The sequence below is a fragment of the Roseovarius indicus genome (genome assembly GCF_008728195.1).
Classification (GTDB): Bacteria; Pseudomonadota; Alphaproteobacteria; order Rhodobacterales; family Rhodobacteraceae; genus Roseovarius; species Roseovarius indicus.
Genome location: NZ_CP031598.1, coordinates 4,886,536 through 4,904,847 on the forward strand (window position 1 = coordinate 4,886,536; position 18,312 = coordinate 4,904,847).

The following is an 18,312-nucleotide window of genomic DNA, read 5'->3' on the forward strand; positions in this document are numbered from 1 at the left end:
AAACACTGGGGTTTGGCACGTCGGTATAACGTCGGTATTTTGTCGGTATCGCGTCGGTGCGACGGTCGGCGCGACCCGGGTTAACGGGGCGGACGTTGCGCGAAAGGACGGTTAATGGCCTGACGAAGATCGCGGCTTCATGTCAGGATGCCGGGGAGGGACGAGCGACGCAGTACACGAGCTTCATGGACATGCCGGTGCGCGAGGTCACGCCGCAGGGCTTCATCGTACACAAAGTTGCGTCCTTCGATTTCAGCAGAAGCAAACCGGTGCTCTTCGCGATCCTGGTCGATGCCGCCGGTGACCGGTCGCTGCAGGCGGATATCGAAGACGGGTTCATCATCGAACCGGAGCGCTACGGCGATCTGCTCGCCTGGACCTATGGCGAACAGCTGGATGATGACGTCTGGCGGGCGGTGATCGACCGGCACCTGAGGCACGAAACGCGGGATTAGACCGGCTCCGCTTCCCAGTTATCCGTTCCTGAATTGACCAGGCGGGTGGCGCTCAGACCGTCTTGAGACACGAGCTGCTGCGCTGTGGCAGCCGCCGCAACAGCGTGCCGTTCCAGCTGACGGGCACGGTATAGAGGCGGATGCGGGTGAGCTGCCCGTTCTCATCGGGCCAGGCCGCTCCAATAGTCTGGCAGGCGTTGCGGGTTATGCCGTCTTCGCCGGCATAGCTGCGGGCCTTGCAAACAACGTTGTGAGTGAGTCGGGGCATGGTGTCCTCCTTCCGGTTGGTCAGGACGGCGCGCCCGGCGCACCGTTTGCCTCCCGGAAAGCACGGCGGTCGCGGCGCTTTCGGCCGAAGGTCCGGCCTGCGCAGCAAAGTCCGCAGTGCATGCACTGGACAGTCCGAGCCGGGCCGCTGTGCCAGGCAAGCAGTCACACAGGTGCGAAAGTGTAGGGCGGGCTCAGAACGGTTCGCGAAGGGCAGTTCCGGGGCTGAACTATGACATTCAAGGGTTGACTTGGGATGTCTCAATGAGAAACGTTTTGATGATTGCGATCGAGCTTCGAGCTTAAGGATTCCTTTATGAAAATGCCGTTTCTATTACTCGCCAAGATCTTGATAATAACTTTAGTCTTTGCCCCTTCAGCGAGAGCCGATGATAAATTTCCATTTAATTATGAGTTCCCGACGGTCTGCAGCGGCGGCAAGGAAAATGTCGGCACCATTAGAATAGATCAAACACCAAGAAGCCTGCGCTCATTGCGACGCCTATTTTGGCAAGAGGCCTCTGCTTCAGGATGTGAAATCCCTGAAAGCTTTGAAGACTTCCTTCGGGATATGGACCGGATGTTCGGTGGGGATATGGAAAAGCTAACAGAAACCCTACGCAATTCACCACCGATGGAAGACCCTTCGCCTCCAAAGCTGGCCGTCCCGACGAAATGCTCGACCGATACGTACCGAGATTTTGAATTGGATGATCGCTGGACAAGGCTTCCTGACGGGCTCGCAATGATGATCTCCGCTCTTAAAAAGCTGGCAGAAACCACTGGCTGCCCCGTCGAGCCGCGAGCGATAGATCTTCTAAAGAGCTACTATGCGATGGCTCAACGAGAAGATATGAAGCTTTCAGGTATTGCGCTGCGGAATTTTAAGGACAATTGGAAAAGCTATTTAGATTATCGAAATTCGTTTCCGAAGGGGCGTGTCGCCAAGGCCAAGTATAAGGTTTTTGGTGACTGCGACGGAAAGTCTGGTCACAGCTTTGTTCTGGAACTTGTTCAACCCTTCGAGAGCCGTAATGATCCAGGAGTTACTTTGGTAAAAACCGTCCAGGAAAGCGGCATGGAAAATTGCACGATATCGCGGCGATCCCAGGATTTCTTTCAAAGCCTCAGTCTTAACGCTGACAGAACAATGAGAAATATAGACGTAGACCCGGAATCTCCATTCCGTAATTTCGACTTAGCTTATTGCGGCGCCTTATCTGCAGACGATTGCGATAGAGGATTTGCAGCACCCAGCGCAACGAAGTCGAAACCAGAATCCATGGATTCCAACAAACCTTTGAATGAAGCCTGGGCACCGCCTCCAGAAGACCGTTTTTCCACTGCTGAGATCCAAGAATTTCTGCTTGCGCTTAGGTATCCTATCGGCAGCCCAGATGGCGTAGCTGGCCCCAAGACACGCGAAGCATTGGCGGGCGTGAAGAGGGAATACGAGGCAGCATTCGGTCGTCAGATTTCGGGCCGGGACGCAGCCATTGAGATTTATATGCGATGCATTGAAAGGGAAGGACCAAAAAAGGAATCGGAAGATTTCTGCAGCCGCCTTGTCAGCGCGCGCCCCGGGACGGCAAAGGTCTCGGATTTTTCTGAAATAGAGAGCTTTCAGGCGATATTCGATTTTGTCGACTGCGGCAGTGGCCGGCTCACTGAAGCTGTTCTGGAGAAACGGTTGGCGGCCAGTTTTCGATTCGAACGTCTAATCTACATGGACTTGTCTTTCTTGAACGGGGCGTTAAAGCGAACCCCAGCGTATCTCACTGAGACCTATCCGAGTGCTTGCTCCGATATGAAGTTTGCTGACCGCCTCATGGAAGCCGTCGTGACTTCAAGTGTTCATGCTCGCATCTTCGCTGACTATTATGCGGTTATCCTTAAAAAGGGCTGACTTGCGCACTCGGCAAAGTCCGAATTAGCGCAACTGGGCAGCGACTGTAGTAGAAGCAAGTTTGCAAACTTCTGGTCACGCCCGCCGCACGGTCTTGGTGCTCACGCGGAAAAGGGCGGCGATTTCGGGCAGGGGCCGGTGTTCCTCGTCACGCATGCGGCGCACCTCGATCTTCTGATCCTCGGTCAGGGCAGGGGGCCTGCCTCCGGTGCGGCCGCGTTTCTTTGCCGCTGCCAGCCCCTCGCGGGTGCGCTCGGCATAGTTGCGCTCCGCACCGGCGGCCGTCAGCGCGCCTGTCTACGCATCGAGGTTCTGGTCGTCAGTCGAGACACGGTCATAGCCAAGGATCATGCCTGAAACGTGACTAATACCTCCCGAAACCGCACAGCTTTTGTCCGGTTTTTGTCCCACGCAAGCCATTCGTTCGCCGTGGGTGGCGAGGAAGGGACAGAAACGACGGTTTTGGCCGTCCTTGTGGTGGCCTTTGCCGATCAGAAGGCGTCAGCCGAGAGCTGAAGGTCGCCGGAGCGGACCAGCAGATCGGCCTCGTACCGGCGGAGGGAGGGGAAGCGGGTCTGGCGTTGGACCGCGCCGCAGCCGGCCAGCTCGGGGAAGATCTCGAGCAGTTCGTTGCGCGAAGCACGCGCCATGCCGGTGAGGGCCACGTCGCCAGGGTGCAGGCTTTCGGTGAGCACCCCGTTCGACCAGACCACCTCGTGATCGTCGAAAAGCATGTGCCAGTATTCGACCGAGGTCGCCCCGGTCTCCTGCACGACGGTGGTGCCGTTGACGATGAACTTGGCGGCCAGCAGGACGGAGGGCGTTTCAAACCAGAGTTGCGCCCAGGAGCTTCGGTGCATCACCCGGTGATTGGGCGAGACCGTCAGATCGCAAAGCGGCTTGCCCGACCCGAAGGCGTCGCGGGCGATGCGGATCGGGGCGAGGTGGCGGTTGGCCTTTCCAAGGACAATGCGCCGGCGGGCGATCCAGCGGATCTTCTGCGGCTTGCCGCCATGCACGCAGACGCGCTTGCCGACCTTCAGCCTCTCGACCGGAACATCGCCCGACGGCGTGCGGATCAGCGTGCCGCGCGCGAAACAGACGGCCGAGGCGTCGGGGTTGGCCTCTTCCAGCGTGTAGGTGTTCATCTCGCCGTCGCCGCCGGGCAGAACGTCTTCCCCCTGCATGTAACTGGCCGTCGAGGTGTCGTCGAACCCGGACAGGTCGACCACGTATTTCGAGCCGCCATACATGCCGAAAATGACGTAATCGTCGCCCGCGCCCGTGTTGTTGTAGGCGTCGGGCGTGGCATAGGTGGCCGGGATCACCGGGGTCGGGCCGGGCACGAGGTTGCCATTGCCGTCATCGACCGCCTCGTAGACCTCGAAATACTGGCCGTTGGTCACCGTGTCCCCGTCGCCCTGTGTCCGGACGAGGAAATAGCGACTGTCGGCATCGCCGAGCGTCTCTACGTTATTCAAATGGAGATTGGACTTGCCGCCGGGAAAGCTTGCGCTCCACGACCCGTAGGTCGCGATCTGGTCGCCCGACAGCAGGTACATTTCGCCTGCCATCTTACTCTTACTGCCTCACGTTGCGCTGTTTCGCGCAGATCAAACGTTAACTGTTTGTTATTGGTCGCAACGTAAGGCGATGGCGTCCGTCTTCCAAGTGTCTGGACTGCATTAATTTTTAGCAATCTAAGAAGATCCGGCGGTTTCCAAGCATTTTACTATATTTTCTTGGCTCTGCCTGCGGCGGAGCGGGCGCTCCGCGCCAATGCGACAGTCTGCCCGAGGCCATTTCTTTTCGGCGCTGTTGCAGCAAAGCCGCATTTTGGCCAGCCACGCTTACCCTGACCGCACGTAAAGATAAGCTGATCCGGTCACCTTGCATGGGGGGCGAGCAGGACGAGCGGGGGTATGTCACCGCCCTGACCCTGCAAAAGACCGGCGGCGGGAGGTCGAGCTGGTGCTCGACTGGACCGGGTTTCGCGGGCTGATCATCAACGAGGTGCCAGCGCCGATGCCGCATGCGGCCGAGATGCAGGTTTCGGAGAACAGCCTGCTCTAGAGACCCGTAAAGTCGGCATGGACCAGCGCGTGATCGCTGGCGTGGGAGAGGGCATCGCTGCCGTCCATGCCGGAGCGGAGGATCTGGGGGTGCAGATCGGGGTACTCCCTTGCCAGCCGGGGCGAGACGAGAAGCCGGTCGGGGCGCGAGAGGAGATCGCGGCCGGGCACCTTGTATGTCCAGTTGGTGCCCTGCGGCAGGCGGTCGAGCAGGTCGGTGGCGAACCCGTCGGTAAGGGGGGCCAGGGCCGAGGTGAGGGGCGCCTCGTTCAGGGCCGGTTCGTTGAAATCGCCCAGGATGATCCAGCGGGCGGTGGCCGGGTCGGGGAAGCGGGCTTCGATGAGTTTACGCACGCCCCGCGCCTCGGCCTTGCGGACGATATGGGCCTTGGCGGCGTCGGGGTACGGCGCCTTGAAATGGCAGATGAAGAGCGTGACCGTGGCGAATTCCAGCTCGAGACAGTCGCGGCGGAAAAGCCGGTTGTCGCGCAGGGCAGGCGGCAGGTCGTCGAGGCCGAGGTCGTGGCCGGTCAGCGCGGCATGGCTGCAGGCGGCGGTGGGTTTCACGCGAGAAAGCGCCGCGACGTTGAGGCCGCGCCCGTCATTGCCGGGGAAGCAGTAGCGGTGAGGATAGGCGGGCGCGCCGGCGGGCTTCAGGAAATGATCGTGGAAATGATCGAGCGTGGCGGGGTCGAACACCTCCTGCAGGGCGACGACGTCGGCCCGGGCGGCGGCGATCACCTGCGCGGTCTTTTCCCGGTCGGCGATGTCGAGGGCGACGGGGCGGGCCGTGCCGGGCTTGTCCTGATCGACGGCGCCGTCGAGCACGGGCTGGCCGCCCCGGCTGCGGAGGCGGAGGTTTTGCAGGTTGAAGGTTGCGATGCGCATGGCCAAGGGCCCCTGCCCCGGAAGAAAGTCGACACGATGCGCTGCACGGGCGGAGGCCGCCTGCACCGGCGCTGACCCGGGGTATACCCGGAAACCGGCGCGGGTGCAGGCGGGCAGTCCGGGCTTACCGGTGCGGATCGAGCTTTTCGAACTCGCTCGACAGCCGCTGGCGCAGCTTCTTCGACGCGCCCTTCAGCGCCGCAGGAATATCGGGGCCGTCGTGGTGGGCGGCCATCGGGCCCATGCCGCGCGGGCGGGCCTCGATGGTGCAGCGGATGTGGTCGGGCCCATGCTTGTCGGCGTTCTGGTCCTTCAGGTGAACCTCGACCCGGGTCAGCCGGTCATCGAGATGGCCAAGATCGGAGGTCACCGCCTCCTCTGCGATTTCAACAAGGCGTTCGTCGCCGTGGATGAAATTGTCGGTGTTCACCTGGATTTGCATGGTTTGATCCTCGCTTATGTGTCCTTCTGATTTATGATCCCGCTGTGGGGGCGACAAGACTACGGCCCCCCGCTACGGCGGCCAAGCGCCCATCGGTGCGGCCGACCCCAAAAGCAGGCCGCGCCCGCTTACACGCTTCCCAGACCTGGAAATGCATATACACTGCAACCGGCGAAGAGAGGGGGGCAAAAGGATGGCATTCAGTGTTTCAACGCAAGGCCATTTCGAAGACGGTTTCGAGATCTACGAATACACTGTCCATACAGAGGGCGCCGGCGAAGAGCACGACATCTTCTTCACCAACACCGATCACGAGACCGACGCCTTTGCCATCGTCGAGGCCGTTACCGGCGAGGTCACCGTTCTGGCCGACGGGTTCGAACCGGATGACCGGCTGACGACCAAGAGAACCTACGGGTTCAGCTACGACGCGGACTCGAATTTCAGGTCGATCGGCTTACGGCTTCAGTTCAGCACCGACGCCACCGTAAGCGTTCTGGTGGCGCGCATCCGGAGAGGATTTCGCAGTGCCGTGGGGAAGGCGAAATGCAAGCTCTGCAAGTCTGCCGTCATGGCGCTCATCCGGGCCGCCCTGGCGTTTGCCGGGATCCCCTTGCCGCTTTCCGGATTCGACCTCTCCAGCGCCCAGGCCAGTTTCGAGGCCGCGGTCGATGCCCTGAAGCAAGGCCAGATGAACAGGGCCCTGGCCTCTTTGGCAGCGCTGCTTCCCTCGTCTGTCTGGGACGCGATCAAACAGGCGATGCATGTCATCAACTGGATCTGGGACAGCGTCGACAAGCGGATCGAATGGGTTTGCATCCGCATCGGGATGTGCCCGGCGCCGTCGCTCAACACACCCTGATCACGGCAAAACGCCCGCCTCTTTCGAGACGGGCGTCGGCAATGTCGGATCTTTGAAAGACCGGTGCGCTTAGCGGCGGATGCCGAGGCGCTTGATGAGGTCGAGGTAACGGCCCTCGTCCTTGCCCTTGAGGTAGTCGAGCAGCTTGCGGCGCTGGGCGACCAGTTTGAGCAGGCCGCGACGGCCGTGGTTGTCTTTCTTGTGGATCTTGAAGTGCTCGGTCAGCGTCGCGATACGCGACGTCAGGATGGCCACTTGCACCTCGGGCGAACCGGTGTCGCCTTCCTTGGTGGCGAAATCCTTGAGAATCTGGTGTTTTTCTTCAACCGTGATCGACATCGGGGTCTCCTTTCGAAGTCTGGGGTTGAGGGCACGAGCCGGGATGTCGTCCAGCAAGGTCCTTTGGAGATGCCGGCGCACCGGCAGATGCGCGCGTATAGCGAGAGTCGGGGCGAAAGAAAAGCCCCGATTTCCAATGCCTCAGAGCGCCCCGCGCGGCACGAGCGCGACATCGGCCATGCCGAACCCGCCCGGGCTGTGAACCAGCGCCACCTCGGTGCCGTCAAGCGTGACGTGGTAGAGGCCGGTATCCTCGGCGTCGGGCTGAACGTCCACCTCGGGCGTGTCGGCACCCGGGACGTACTCGATCAGCAGGCTGTCTTCGCCGGGGGTGAAATCCATGATCTCTGCCGGGCCGTCGGCCGTGTCGCCGCCAAGCCAGACGGTGTCGGCCCCCTCGCCCCCGGTAACCACGTCGCCAGCGCCGGCGGTGATGGCGTCGTCACCGTCGCCGCCGTTGAGGTAATCGGTCTCGCCGTCGTCCTCGCCGTCGGGGCCGAGGCCGGTGATGGCGTCATCGCCCCAGCCGCCGAACAGCGTGTCTTCGCCCGCGCCGCCCTCGAGCGTGTCGTTGCCATGATAGCCATGCAGCGCGTCGTCGCCCTCGCCGCCGTCGAGAGAGTCGTTGCCCATGCCGCCGGTCAGGCTGTCGGCGCCGGCCCCGCCATCGAGCGTGTCGGCGCCGTCGTGACCGTAGAGGTCGTCATCGCCGCTGCCACCCAGAAGCACGTCGTCGCCCGCATCGCCATGCAGCGTGTCGGCGCCGGCGTCGCCATACAGGCTGTCCTGCCCCTCGCCGCCTTCGACCTGGTCGTCGCCGGCACCGCCGGTGACAAGGTCGTCGCCAGCATAGCCCATGAGGAAATCACTGCCGCCCGAGCCGGTGACGGTGTCGCCCGCGTCACCACCGGTGGTGATGGTCCAGTCATCGCCGGGGCTGTGTGCGGGCTCGTCCTCCGCAGGCTCATCCTCTGCCGTCTCGCCCGTGCCGTCGAAGGCATCGGCCCTCTCCTGCGCATCGGCATCCGGGCCGTGCAGCCCCAGCAATGCCATGAAGCCGGCCATGTCGAAGCCCCCCGCGGCGGGGAGATCGGCGGCGCCCGGGTCCGCCTCGGGCGCGTCCTGCGCCTCGACCGCCTGTGGCGTGCCGCCATTCAGGAAGGTCTCGATATCCATCATGGCGCCCTGGTCCGGCGCCTCTTCGGCTTCGGGCGCATCGCCCGTGTCGGCCGCTATTTCGTCAACACCACTCTCCAGCCCGATGAATGCAGCAGCACCCACGGCCAGCATGCCCAGCATGCCCGCAAACAGAAACATCACACATAATCCCAAACACCCCCGCCGGTTTATGGCCGGGCGGAGGGGATCGGGTCAAAGGAATCCGGGGCAAATGGTTAACGCCCGGCGCGGTTCAGCGGCCGCGCGGGACGACCTCGTAACCCGGCTCCTCGGGTTCGTCATCGGTCATTTCCGGCGGGAAACCGGGGGCGGTGATATCGAGCCCGGTGGCTTCTTCCAGCCGCTTGATGATGTTGGGCGACAGCTCGCGCGGGCCGAAACGGGAAATGCCGTCTTCGAAGATCTTGATCATCAGCGGGTTCATCTCCAGCGGCACGCCCGCACGGTCGGCGACCGCCTGGAACAGGCCGATATCCTTCCGCACGAGATCCATCGTGAAGGAGATGTCACGGCTGCCATTCAGGATCACCTGGCTTTCGGTTTCATGCACGAAGGAGGTGCCCGAGCTGATGGCGATGGCCTCGTAGGCGGTGGCAAGATCCATGCCGGCGGCCTTGGCGGTGACCAGCGCCTCGCAGCAGGTCAGCAGGTTGGCGGTGGCGAGGTAGTTGGTGATGACCTTGAGCACCGAGGCGCTGCCGATCTCGCCGGTGTGCAGGATGCGGCGGCCCATGTTCTTGAGAAGCGGCAGGATGCGGTCGAAGGTTGCGCGGTCGCAGCCCGCGAAGATCGAGATGTTGCCGGTATCGGCGCGGTGACAGCCACCCGAAACGGGGCAATCGACCGCCGCGCCGCCCCGGGCGATGACCATCTGCCCGAGGCGCTTGACCTCGTCGGCGTCGGTGGTCGACATCTCCATCCAGATCTTGCCGGTGGTGACCTCGGGCAGCATCTCCTCCATCACCGCGGCCGAGGCGGCGGGCGAGGGCAGGCAGGTGATGACGGCCTCGCAATCGCGCATCATCTCGGCGGGGCTGCCGCCGGGTTTGGCGCCGCGGCTGACGAAGCTGTCGACCATGGCGGCGTTGAGGTCATGAACGGCAAGGTCGATGCCATTGCGCAGCAGCGAGCCGCTGAGCTTGCCGCCGACATTGCCGAGACCGATAAAGCCTACTTTCATTGAAGAATCTCCCTGTTTTGCCGCCCATTTCGACAGGGGAAATCGGTTTGTAAATCGGAATGTTCCGGTGACCCGTTTTCTTCGAAGAAAACGGCCCGGAAAATTGCAATTTTCCGGCGCGGCGGCGCACGGGCGGCGGCGGGGCGGGAATTTTCTGCGCAGAAAATTCCCCGGAAAATGCGGATTTTCCGGGCCCGGAATTCGCGCGAATTCCGTCTACCGGCGCCGGAGCGTGTCGCCGTAGCTGATCTTGGGTTCCAGCACCACGCGCTCGGGCTTGCCCGCGGCGCCTTCCTCGACCCGGCGGGCGATGATCTCGGCCGCGGTGTGGCCGATCTCGTGGCGGCAGGCATCCATCGAGGCCAGTTCGCGCGGCAGGCCCTTCAGCAGGTTCAGCCCGTTGAACCCCGCCAGCCCGAAATCCTGCGGAATCTTCACACCCTGTTCGAGCAGGTAGAGCAGCCCGCCCGCGCCGATCAGGTCGTTGGAATAGTAGATGAAATCGAGATCGGGCGAGCGCTCGAGCACCTCCTTGGTCATCTCGCGCCCCTTCACCAGCGCCGAGCCGCCGGAATAGAACTCGCGGTCCTCGATCTCGACACCGGCCTTGGCCAGCGCCTCGGTGAAGCCCTCGAACCGTTTGCGGGCACGGTGGTCCTGCGCCATCTTGGTGCCCAGAAAGGCGATATGCTCATAGCCGTCCTTCAGGATCGCCTGCGCCATCTGCCGCCCCGCGCGACGGTGCGAGATGCCGACCACCGAATCGACCGGCGTGCCGTCGACATCCATGATCTCGACCACGGGGATGCCGGAGGCGCGCAGCATGGCGCGGCTGGCATCCGAATGCTCGAGGCCGGCGATGATCACGCCCGAGGGCCGCCACGAGAGCATCTCGTAAAGCACCTTCTCCTCTTTCTCGGGCGAATAGCCGGTGACGCCCACGACGGGCTGCAGCCCGGTTTCCTCGAGCGCCTCGCTGATGCCGGTCATCACCTCGGGGAAGACCATGTTCGACATCGACGGGATGATCACGGCGACCAGGTTCACCCTTTGCGAGGCCAGCGCCCCGGCGATCTTGTTGGGCACGTAGCCCAGCTCCTTGGCGGCCTCGAGCACCCTTTGGCGGGTCGCATCGGAGACATCGCCGCGGTTGCGCAGCACGCGGCTGACGGTCATTTCCGAGACGCCCGACGCTTCGGACACGTCACGCAGGGTCAGGGGGCGGTTGTCATTGGCGCTCACGGGCTCGGTTCCTCAATTCGGTCTTTTCAGAATGTTACCGCGAACGGCAATCCTCAAGCAAGCACCACGAAAAGGGCGATTGGGGCGATGACAAGCGCGCCACATGGCGCTAAAGAGGGCCCGCGCGGCCCCGTGGCTCAACAGGATAGAGCAGCCCCCTCCTAAGGGGCAGGTTGCAGGTTCGAATCCTGCCGGGGTCGCCAGCACTAAATTAAGCTGCTGATTTTCCATCCTATTTTGCCTCCTTTTGGAACTTGATCTGAAAAGTTGGAACTTTTTGTTCCTCGTCTGTCCGAGATAGTGCTCGTTTCTTGCTGAAATCGCGGATGTATCGTTCAACCTCTTTCAGGCTTTCATGGCCTGTCCATGCACCGATCTGAGGGGCTGCTGCGCCAGCCTCTGCGAGAGCCTTGGCCCGTGCCTTTCTCAGCCCGTGTGCTGTACGTCCCGCGACGCCTGCGGCGCGGGCTTTCGTTGCGAACCACTGCGATACAGATTTGCTGGACCGTGAAGCACCCTGCCGAGTGTGGAGGAAGGTCATGTGGCGGTCATTGCGCGCGTCAATCGCTTCCTTGAGTGACGCCAGATCACCGACATACACTTCGGCGAATTCCGGCAGTGCGCGGTTGAACGGGATCCACACCTCGCCGCCTGTCTTCTGCTGGCGAAACGTGAGCCACCCGTCCCGGTCAATGTTGCCCGGCCCGAGCCGCACCGCGTCAGACACACGCGCGCCAGTCCAGAAGATCAACTCAAAGGCCAGACGCTCGATCGAGCCTAGCGGCCAGCACGCCCGGAAGCTGTCGATTTCCTCTGCGGACCATGGTGTGTGCCCATGGCTCTTCGCAGTCTTCGCGCGCTTGATTCCGTCGCTTGGGTCTTTTTCGAGCCCGTCATGCTCGACCATCCATGCGCAGAAGCCCCGCCACATCTTCAGCCGGTTGTTCCTGGCATGGCCATTGAAGCGGCTAAGGTCCTTTTCGATGTGTGGCGCTCGCAGGTCAGCACGGTTCGCGTGGCCGTAGCGTTCCGCGGCATCATCAATCATACGCCGCCGTGCATCCCTTGTGCCCGTCGCCAGGGCGGCGAATGCGTCAGATGCCTTATACAGGTCCAAGCCCGCCGCAAGGCTGCCCTCACGCACAGGACGGCGTGGCTGGACGCCTGCCGCCTCTGCATAAGCTGCGAGAAACTGCGGGTGATCCATGGGCAGATCAGGCATGGCAATGCCCTTCCGGCCCTTTGGGCGGTAGTAGTATCTCGGATTGCCACTCGCGAAGGTGCCAGAGGGGTTAAGGTGCCTTAGCTTGAGAGGCCGAACGCCGCGTCGCATGATGTGCCGCTTCCCTCGCTTTGTTTCGGCGCTATATCAAACAGTGCCACGTCGAGCTCTTGCCGCAACCACAGGTTCACGCCCCCCAGGGCTCGCGGCGCGGGCAGAACGCCTTCCTTGACCATCTTGTCAAAATGCCCCGGCGACACGCCACAATGCGCGGCCGCATCCTGCCTTTTCAGGCCAGTCGGCTCGGTCGCGAATTGGTAGCGTCGGCTATTCATCAGCCTTCTCTCATCGCCTATGGGAAAATGGTCGATCTTCCCGGCCACTAAGCCCATCCCTTTTGCCATTGGTCTCATCGATCCAGTTCAGGATCTCGGCACGCGCCTGCCTGTCCGCCAGTTCGACCTGGGCATTCATACGGTCGATTTCCGAGTTCCCTTGATCCACGTGGCGATCACATTTCACCGTGGTGACAGTGGCGACCTTCATCACTCCGCCCCTTCGGCTAAGCGGAACGCGGGGCGTGGCAACCGGTCGATCACAATCTGGGCCAGCGCACCGAGGCAAAAGAGCATGACCGGGCCTTGAACAAACTCATCAAAGACTGTGTTCCCGAAGAAGGTCTCTTCGGATATGTCCTCGTCATAGTAGAATTGGATTTCACCATTCGCCCAAACAATCAGCCAAGTCGGATGCTTCAAGCCTGTGATCCCAGCCAGCTGCTCAGCCGCCTTGATCATGGTTTTTTGGATGTGCACCTCTTCGACCATCTCGATCCGACGCTCATCTCCAATTTCAGCCTTGAGATGGGACAGTTCGTCTTCGGAGACCTTGCCAATCTCAACTTTCGCTTTTTCCCGCACCGGCCCCGAGAACGCTTTCGTACTCCAAATCGTGCTTTGAAAAATGGCGCGGGCCGCATGTCCCGCGAACTCCTTGGCAGCTTCCGGGGTGGTGCCACGTGAAACCAGCATCCCCATGACAAACATCACCAGCATGTCCGCCAGGTTGTAACGTGCATGACCCTCTCGCCGAGGTAGGTGACCCGCTCGCCGCCAGTTGCGAACCGTCGCCTGCTTGACTGACGTTATCTCCTCGGCCTCACTCGGGGTGTATGTTTCCAATTCCAGTTTCATCTGCCACACCTTGTTTTGTGTAGCGTTACGCAAATTGACAATTCGTGTCAAGCAACACATTATGTCAATTGATCTGTCTGACGATCAAAATCGGCATCACTCTGCCCCACCGAGCAAACGAGAGATTTCTTCGTTCGTCCGGTTCACTACGAAGCCGAACGGAAGAGTCGTGGCCGGAAAACTCGGCAACATGCTCGAGAGGTGCGCCAATGCATCGTCGGCGTTTAAAAGTTCGCCGTAGAGGTCAAAGGACTGTACGGAATTCAGGTTGCTTTTGAGCATCGGAAAAGGTGTTTTGATGATCGCCACCAGGTCGTCGCCTAGCCGCTTCATTGGGGCTCCGCCTTCATGCTCCTCAATCCAACCTAGAGCGAAGGCAGCATAGACCGGTGTCCAATTCCGATCAGCTCCGATACGATCCAGCTCCGCAACAATCGAACATGCGATAGCCTCCCCACGCGTATACAGACGCTGTTTTCCGGGTCCGGGAGATTGGTGCTTGTAAAGCGGCAGCGCCGCCTTTGCGTTCCAGTTGTTCACAGTCGAGGCGGGAAGACCGCTTATTGCACAAATACGGCCTCGGCTCAGGGTTGGCTCGTGCAGTCCATACATAGTGGAATTCCTCTTATGGCTTTCGCTGTAAGCTTTAACCGAAAGCCTTCTCGAGATCAACACCTGAATACTGTCATTCCCCATTGCTCGAACTGATCAGGTGATCGGATAACCTTCGAGCCCGGTGCACGCTTTCCAGATCGCGACTATGGTGCGACAATCGCCAGACTGGGCGTGTTCGGCCAGCTCGTCGGCGTCAATGAAGCCAGGATCTACATAGGCCCATGCGAGAGCTGCCAGCCCCGCTATGCCCTCCAGCGACGTGGGTCTGAGGGCCAACATCTGCTTCTCAATCCTAAACTCGCGGGCTTGAGCGGCAATTGACCTTGGATCGTCAAAATCCCCGTTACCGGGAAGCTCTGCAAGCTCGCGCCACTCTTTGCGAGTATCCAACCACTCGCGATAGAGCGACGCCACCGGATCAGGTGAACATGCCGTTCCAGAGGCAGGCAAAGCCAGCGCTGCGCCGGAGACGGGCAGCGCGGTCAAGATGGTACGGCGGGACATAGCGGGGCTGTTCGCGCTAGCGCGTTCATTGGTCATTGTCAGGGTCTCCTGATTAGAGTATTGATAACAACGTTATGTTTATCATACACTGCAACACGCGTCAAGAAAAATAACGAGGTTATAAAAGTGAACGCTATACAGTGCAAAATGGCCAGAGCCGCCCTCGGTATTGGCGTTCGCGATCTCGCCGCACTTGCAAATGTTGCTCAGGCCACGGTGTCTCGCCTAGAGCGCGGAGAAGAATTGAAACCTGCCACGGTAGTTGCTATCCGATCTGCCCTCGAAGCCGCCGGGGTGCAGTTCATCGAGGAAAACGGCGGCGGCGCTGGAGTGAGATTGAGGAAATGAGCATGAGATACTCGGGCAACGGTCAGCTGATCTTTAAGGCCGAAACAATTCCTGTGAAATACGAGGTCCGCGAGATTGTGACAGGAGGCCTTCGCGACCACAGAGGATACGTTGAAGGCGACCCATCGGCATTTGTACGCCTCGCGTGGGGAGAGCCCTCGGCAAAGTTGGAATTTGAAGACGGGAGAATCTTAAACGTGATGTTCCCCCGTCTGACGATGGGCGATTCACGCATCCAAATCGTTGGAAGCGGCGCAATTCAGAGCCCGTAAACGGTTACGCGCCTGCCAGCTCTCAACCCACCGCCAAATCGAACAGCACCGGCGTGATTGCGTGTGCCGATTGCGGCGGCAGGACCTTCGCGCCCTCCGGCACCCGCCCCCTGTCATAGGTGTGCTGCATCCATATCCTGTCCATCTCGAGCAGGATCGCCACGTGGCGTGGCTCCAGCGGCAGGCGCATTAGTCGCATCCAGCATTCGATTTCGGTTGGCTGTATTGGGTTCGGCCCCGCCGGCCCGAGGATCCGGGTGCGCGACAGGCTGGTGAAGACGTTCCAGAGTACCGAACTCCCCTCAGGCAAGCGCAGAGGTTCCCCGTCAAGGTGCGCTTCCAGAGCGCGTGTTAGCTGCCCACGCAGGCGTTCGGTCATGTCGCGAACCCGAGGATCTCGGTGGTGGTTCCAGGCGCGCTGGCCGGAATGTCCGTTGCGACCAGGGCCTCTTGTGCCTCGGTGATGGCCGTAGTGGTCGTGCGCTGAACCCAATACGTGCCGGAGATGGTCAGCAGGGCCGATGCTGGCACCGTTTTGCCGTCGATTCCATAGATGCTGTTTGCATAATCCGCGACGAAGTACGGGGCGCGACACGAATTCTTAGGGATATAACTAGCGAACCAAGGTGCGGCGGGCAGCAACATCATCTTCGCCTGAAGACTGACATATTGCCCTCCCAAAGCACGCACCTGAAACGGAGGGTCTCCCTTCATAATCTTGTACCACCCTGGTTCCTGAGTGAGAGGGTCGCGAAATATGAACGGCTTGACGCCCAAACCAAGCTCCGTCTTGAACCACGCTTTGAAGGTGCCGTATTCCGACAGGGTAAGAGATCTGAACGAAACGTCATAGATCTCCGGTGCTCCAGTCGTTAAGGGGCGTTCGATCGGCGCGCCGACCTGAGGGGTGAACGAAGCCCGGTTATCCATGAATCCGCCAGAGTAGCTGACCAGGGGTTTTTGGGGTAGAGACGTTGGCCAAAAAGCTACATTCATCGCGATTTTACCTTTCTTGATGCGCCGTACCGGCTGCCTAAAGAGCCATCCATTTTGCCGCCTCTTATTGCGGAATTGACTTCGGCAATAAGAACGTCGCGCCCATCTGGGCCGCGCTCTCGACGCTGCTCGACCGACGTGTCATCGCCCCGATTGTTGACCACTCGGAACTCAATATTCGGGCCATCTCCAGTGGCCCGAGCCCCATTCGGAATAACCCGCTCACCTTTTTCGAGAATGGCCGGAACCTCATTCGGCCGTAAGCCCGCAGTCCCGCCGTTGTGGTATCGAGGCGCGCCGGCGAACACCGAAGGCGAAACTGCACGGCCGCGCCGGTAGCCATCCCGTCCGGCAATGCCCCCGTCATGAAGGACGGCCGCCATTACTCCACCACCGCCGCCTCTTGCGCCACCGAATAGGCCACCGCCAATCGATCCGAACAGGCCACCGAAGAGGCCACTGAGAGCCGCTTCCAGTGCTAGGTCCGCGAGCCTTGCGATCAGTCGACTGATGGCTTCCTCGGCGCTTGCGGCGCCGGTGATGAAGTCCGCGAAGGCATCTTGGGCTGCGCTACGGAACTCCTCCTGCAAGTTCTCGGCCTCTTGCATGCTGTCCCTGATGGTATCAACGCTGTTCGCGGCATCGACATATTCCGCGGCGAGGGCTTCGATCTGGGCAACCAACTCCGGCGTGATCTCGATGCCGGCCATCTGGGCTTCGTGGAGCAGCTCCGCCTTCTTCGCGGCGTAGTCCATCGCATCGCCCACGTTCCGTCCGCTCTCGGCCACGGACGCCAGGGCTAGGGCCTCCTGCTCCAGTGCCGCTATATCCGCACGTGTCTCCTGGATTTCTTTCCTGAAACCGTCGAGGGTCTGCGAGCCGCCGCCGGTGGTCGCACCGGGAACGCCGAAGCTGGCATCCACGCTAGGCAGCCGCGGGCGCAGCGAGGTCTTCGGCGCGTAGGGATTCGGCGGTCTGTTGTTCGGCCGGCCGTTCCGAGGCCCGTAGTCGACGGCGGTTTCCGTGTCGCCCTCGGGAAGGTTTTCGCGAAGTGCCGCGGCGTTCTGCGCTGCCGTCCTCAGGGCCTCGGCAATCCCACCGATGGCTCCGATCACGTTGCCGAAACGCTGGGCGTCTACGTCGCTCAGGCCCTGCACGAGTTCTTCGGCTTCCTCCACCAGTTCGGCCACCGCGCCCTCGAAGTCGCCGGCGCTCGTGGCCCCGTTCTGGAAGGCGCGCATTTCCGCTTCGATCTCCTGCAAGATCGCGGCCAACTCGTGCGCCTCGTCGAGATCTGCCACATCCATGAGGCGTATCCCATCCGGCCCGGTGGCCCTGTTGATGGCCCGGTACAGCTCTTCGTAGGTGTCCACGAGATCTTCGACGCCGGCCTTCTGATCTTCGGTCACGGCGGCCGCGTCCTTCAGGGCCCGGTAGTTGGCTTCGCCCATCATCGCGATGGCGCGCTCGGCCGATCCGAATATGTCGTCGACGTCGAAGCTGAAGGCTTCCTCAAGCGCGCCCGCGAGGTTCACCACGATGGTCTTCGAGATTGTTGCCACCCGCGCCTGAACTTCGGCGAACTTGCGATCCAGCTCGGCGGCGCGTTCCACCGCCTCTTCATCAATCACGATGCCCAGCTCGTTGGCTCGCGCCGTGAGCTGCCGGATACCCCGTTCGCCCTGGTCGATCAGCTCCACGAAACGCTCGCCCGCCGTACCGCCGAACACCTCGTCGGCCACGCGAATTTGCGCGGCACTGTCGAGATCCTCCATCCGCCCGATGATATCGGCGAAGAGTTCCTCCGGCTCCTCCAAGCGGCGCTTGAGATCGCTGGCGCCGTAGCCTAGGCGCCGGAACGCCTCGGCCGCCGGACCCTGGCCGGTCACTATGAATTCATCGGCGCGTAGTTGCAGCTCCTTCAGACCGTCGATCAGGGCATCCACCTCGATCCGGTTCTGCTCGCCGACGAACTTCAGTTCCTGGAACGCCGTGACGCTCACTCCAGATCGCTCGGCTTGTCGGCCGAGTTCGGCCAAGCTGCGAACCGCATCGGTCGAAGCTTTCGTGATTGCGGCCATGCCGGCAGCGATCGCCGTCGCCGCAAACGCTTTGCCGAACGAGCCGATGCGCGTCGATGTGGAGGCCAGCGCCTGGTTGATCCGTTTCGTGGAGGTGAGCATGTCGCGCTCCATCGCGCTGGTCGTGACCTTCGATCCGCGGCGCAAGGCGTTATAGGAGTTCGTGCCCCGCTTCTCGGCCTTGATCATGTTCTTCTCGAAATCCCGGATGCGGGCTTCGAGGGCAACAATCAGGCGTTCTTCATCCAT

22 protein-coding genes and 1 tRNA gene are annotated in these 18,312 nt (G+C 61.3%); 6 read left to right on the forward strand and 17 right to left on the reverse strand.

The genetic code is table 11. The annotated features are described in order from the left end of the window. Positions 1-191 precede the first annotated feature (191 nt). Positions 192-455, forward strand: coding sequence for a hypothetical protein (locus RIdsm_RS23390; protein ID WP_217625278.1), 264 nt, complete (start codon positions 192-194; stop codon positions 453-455). 52 nt (positions 456-507) lie between these two features. Here RIdsm_RS23390 and RIdsm_RS23395 read toward each other — a convergent pair whose 3' ends face one another. After that, positions 508-723, reverse strand: a complete 216-nt coding sequence (locus RIdsm_RS23395; protein ID WP_057812983.1) for a hypothetical protein — start codon at positions 721-723, stop codon at positions 508-510. Positions 724-1,038: 315 nt separating this feature from the next. Here RIdsm_RS23395 and RIdsm_RS23400 point away from each other — a divergent pair, with 315 nt between their 5' ends. Both RIdsm_RS23400 and RIdsm_RS30265 read left to right on the forward strand, forming a co-directional pair. Beyond that, positions 1,039-2,628: a peptidoglycan-binding domain-containing protein gene (locus RIdsm_RS23400; protein WP_143100386.1), complete on the forward strand. Its 1,590-nt coding sequence runs from the start codon at positions 1,039-1,041 to the stop codon at positions 2,626-2,628. Between the two features lie 138 nt (positions 2,629-2,766). Continuing rightward, positions 2,767-2,985, forward strand: a complete 219-nt coding sequence (locus RIdsm_RS30265; protein ID WP_057812979.1) for a hypothetical protein — start codon at positions 2,767-2,769, stop codon at positions 2,983-2,985. Positions 2,986-3,119: 134 nt separating this feature from the next. On the opposite strand, the gene RIdsm_RS23410 is transcribed toward RIdsm_RS30265, so the two are convergent. The 3 genes from RIdsm_RS23410 to RIdsm_RS23420 form a co-directional block, all read right to left on the reverse strand. Then, positions 3,120-4,202: a Hint domain-containing protein gene (locus RIdsm_RS23410; protein WP_082647243.1), complete on the reverse strand. Its 1,083-nt coding sequence runs from the start codon at positions 4,200-4,202 to the stop codon at positions 3,120-3,122. A 495-nt stretch (positions 4,203-4,697) separates the two neighbouring features. After that, on the reverse strand, positions 4,698-5,588 hold the full coding sequence (locus tag RIdsm_RS23415) for an endonuclease/exonuclease/phosphatase family protein (RefSeq protein ID WP_057812975.1): 891 nt from the start codon (positions 5,586-5,588) through the stop codon (positions 4,698-4,700). A 124-nt stretch (positions 5,589-5,712) separates the two neighbouring features. Further along, positions 5,713-6,030: an HPF/RaiA family ribosome-associated protein gene (locus tag RIdsm_RS23420; RefSeq protein WP_057812973.1), complete on the reverse strand. Its 318-nt coding sequence runs from the start codon at positions 6,028-6,030 to the stop codon at positions 5,713-5,715. Positions 6,031-6,223: 193 nt separating this feature from the next. On the opposite strand from RIdsm_RS23420, the gene RIdsm_RS23425 reads away from it, so the two are divergent. Further along, complete coding sequence (locus tag RIdsm_RS23425; protein WP_057812971.1) at positions 6,224-6,892, forward strand: hypothetical protein; 669 nt, start codon at positions 6,224-6,226, stop codon at positions 6,890-6,892. Between the two features lie 69 nt (positions 6,893-6,961). Here RIdsm_RS23425 and rpsO read toward each other — a convergent pair whose 3' ends face one another. The 4 genes from rpsO to RIdsm_RS23445 form a co-directional block, all read right to left on the reverse strand. Continuing rightward, positions 6,962-7,231, reverse strand: a complete 270-nt coding sequence (gene rpsO / locus RIdsm_RS23430) for a 30S ribosomal protein S15 (protein WP_057812969.1) — start codon at positions 7,229-7,231, stop codon at positions 6,962-6,964. Between the two features lie 141 nt (positions 7,232-7,372). Beyond that, on the reverse strand, positions 7,373-8,548 hold the full coding sequence (locus tag RIdsm_RS23435; protein ID WP_057812967.1) for a calcium-binding protein: 1,176 nt from the start codon (positions 8,546-8,548) through the stop codon (positions 7,373-7,375). A 94-nt stretch (positions 8,549-8,642) separates the two neighbouring features. Next, entirely contained in the window at positions 8,643-9,590 is a 948-nt protein-coding gene (locus tag RIdsm_RS23440; protein ID WP_057812965.1) for an NAD(P)-dependent oxidoreductase, read from the reverse strand. A gap of 216 nt (positions 9,591-9,806) precedes the next feature. Continuing rightward, a complete protein-coding gene (locus RIdsm_RS23445) occupies positions 9,807-10,832 on the reverse strand; it encodes a LacI family DNA-binding transcriptional regulator (protein ID WP_057812964.1) in 1,026 nt (341 codons plus the stop codon). Between the two features lie 126 nt (positions 10,833-10,958). Between RIdsm_RS23445 and RIdsm_RS23450 the strand changes: the two genes are divergently transcribed. Then, positions 10,959-11,035 (forward strand) — tRNA-Arg (locus tag RIdsm_RS23450). Between the two features lie 29 nt (positions 11,036-11,064). Here the strand turns inward: RIdsm_RS23450 and RIdsm_RS23455 are convergent. From RIdsm_RS23455 to RIdsm_RS23480, 6 genes are all read right to left on the reverse strand, one after another. Next, positions 11,065-12,054 (reverse strand): tyrosine-type recombinase/integrase, encoded by a 990-nt coding sequence (locus RIdsm_RS23455; protein WP_057812963.1) that lies wholly within the window; start codon positions 12,052-12,054, stop codon positions 11,065-11,067. Between the two features lie 80 nt (positions 12,055-12,134). Next, positions 12,135-12,389, reverse strand: coding sequence for a helix-turn-helix transcriptional regulator (locus RIdsm_RS23460; RefSeq protein ID WP_074939994.1), 255 nt, complete (start codon positions 12,387-12,389; stop codon positions 12,135-12,137). Between the two features lie 10 nt (positions 12,390-12,399). Beyond that, positions 12,400-12,600 carry a hypothetical protein gene (locus RIdsm_RS23465; RefSeq protein WP_143100385.1) on the reverse strand — a complete coding sequence of 67 codons (201 nt, stop codon included), beginning with the start codon at positions 12,598-12,600 and terminating at the stop codon, positions 12,400-12,402. Continuing rightward, entirely contained in the window at positions 12,600-13,298 is a 699-nt protein-coding gene (locus tag RIdsm_RS23470; RefSeq protein ID WP_177228389.1) for a MerR family transcriptional regulator, read from the reverse strand. The genes RIdsm_RS23465 and RIdsm_RS23470 overlap by 1 nt, the downstream gene beginning before the upstream one ends. Positions 13,299-13,343: 45 nt before the next feature. Next, positions 13,344-13,859 (reverse strand): hypothetical protein, encoded by a 516-nt coding sequence (locus RIdsm_RS23475; RefSeq protein ID WP_143100384.1) that lies wholly within the window; start codon positions 13,857-13,859, stop codon positions 13,344-13,346. A 96-nt stretch (positions 13,860-13,955) separates the two neighbouring features. Beyond that, entirely contained in the window at positions 13,956-14,402 is a 447-nt protein-coding gene (locus tag RIdsm_RS23480) for a hypothetical protein (protein WP_057812958.1), read from the reverse strand. Positions 14,403-14,513: 111 nt separating this feature from the next. On the opposite strand from RIdsm_RS23480, the gene RIdsm_RS23485 reads away from it, so the two are divergent. Continuing rightward, entirely contained in the window at positions 14,514-14,714 is a 201-nt protein-coding gene (locus tag RIdsm_RS23485) for a helix-turn-helix domain-containing protein (protein WP_074939966.1), read from the forward strand. A 294-nt stretch (positions 14,715-15,008) separates the two neighbouring features. Here RIdsm_RS23485 and RIdsm_RS30920 read toward each other — a convergent pair whose 3' ends face one another. The 3 genes from RIdsm_RS30920 to RIdsm_RS23505 form a co-directional block, all read right to left on the reverse strand. After that, a complete protein-coding gene (locus tag RIdsm_RS30920) occupies positions 15,009-15,365 on the reverse strand; it encodes a phage tail assembly chaperone (protein ID WP_057812954.1) in 357 nt (118 codons plus the stop codon). Further along, positions 15,362-15,916 carry a hypothetical protein gene (locus RIdsm_RS23500; protein ID WP_057812952.1) on the reverse strand — a complete coding sequence of 185 codons (555 nt, stop codon included), beginning with the start codon at positions 15,914-15,916 and terminating at the stop codon, positions 15,362-15,364. The genes RIdsm_RS30920 and RIdsm_RS23500 overlap by 4 nt, the downstream gene beginning before the upstream one ends. Before the next feature lie 62 nt (positions 15,917-15,978). After that, positions 15,979-18,312, reverse strand: a complete 2,334-nt coding sequence (locus RIdsm_RS23505; protein WP_074939964.1) for a hypothetical protein — start codon at positions 18,310-18,312, stop codon at positions 15,979-15,981.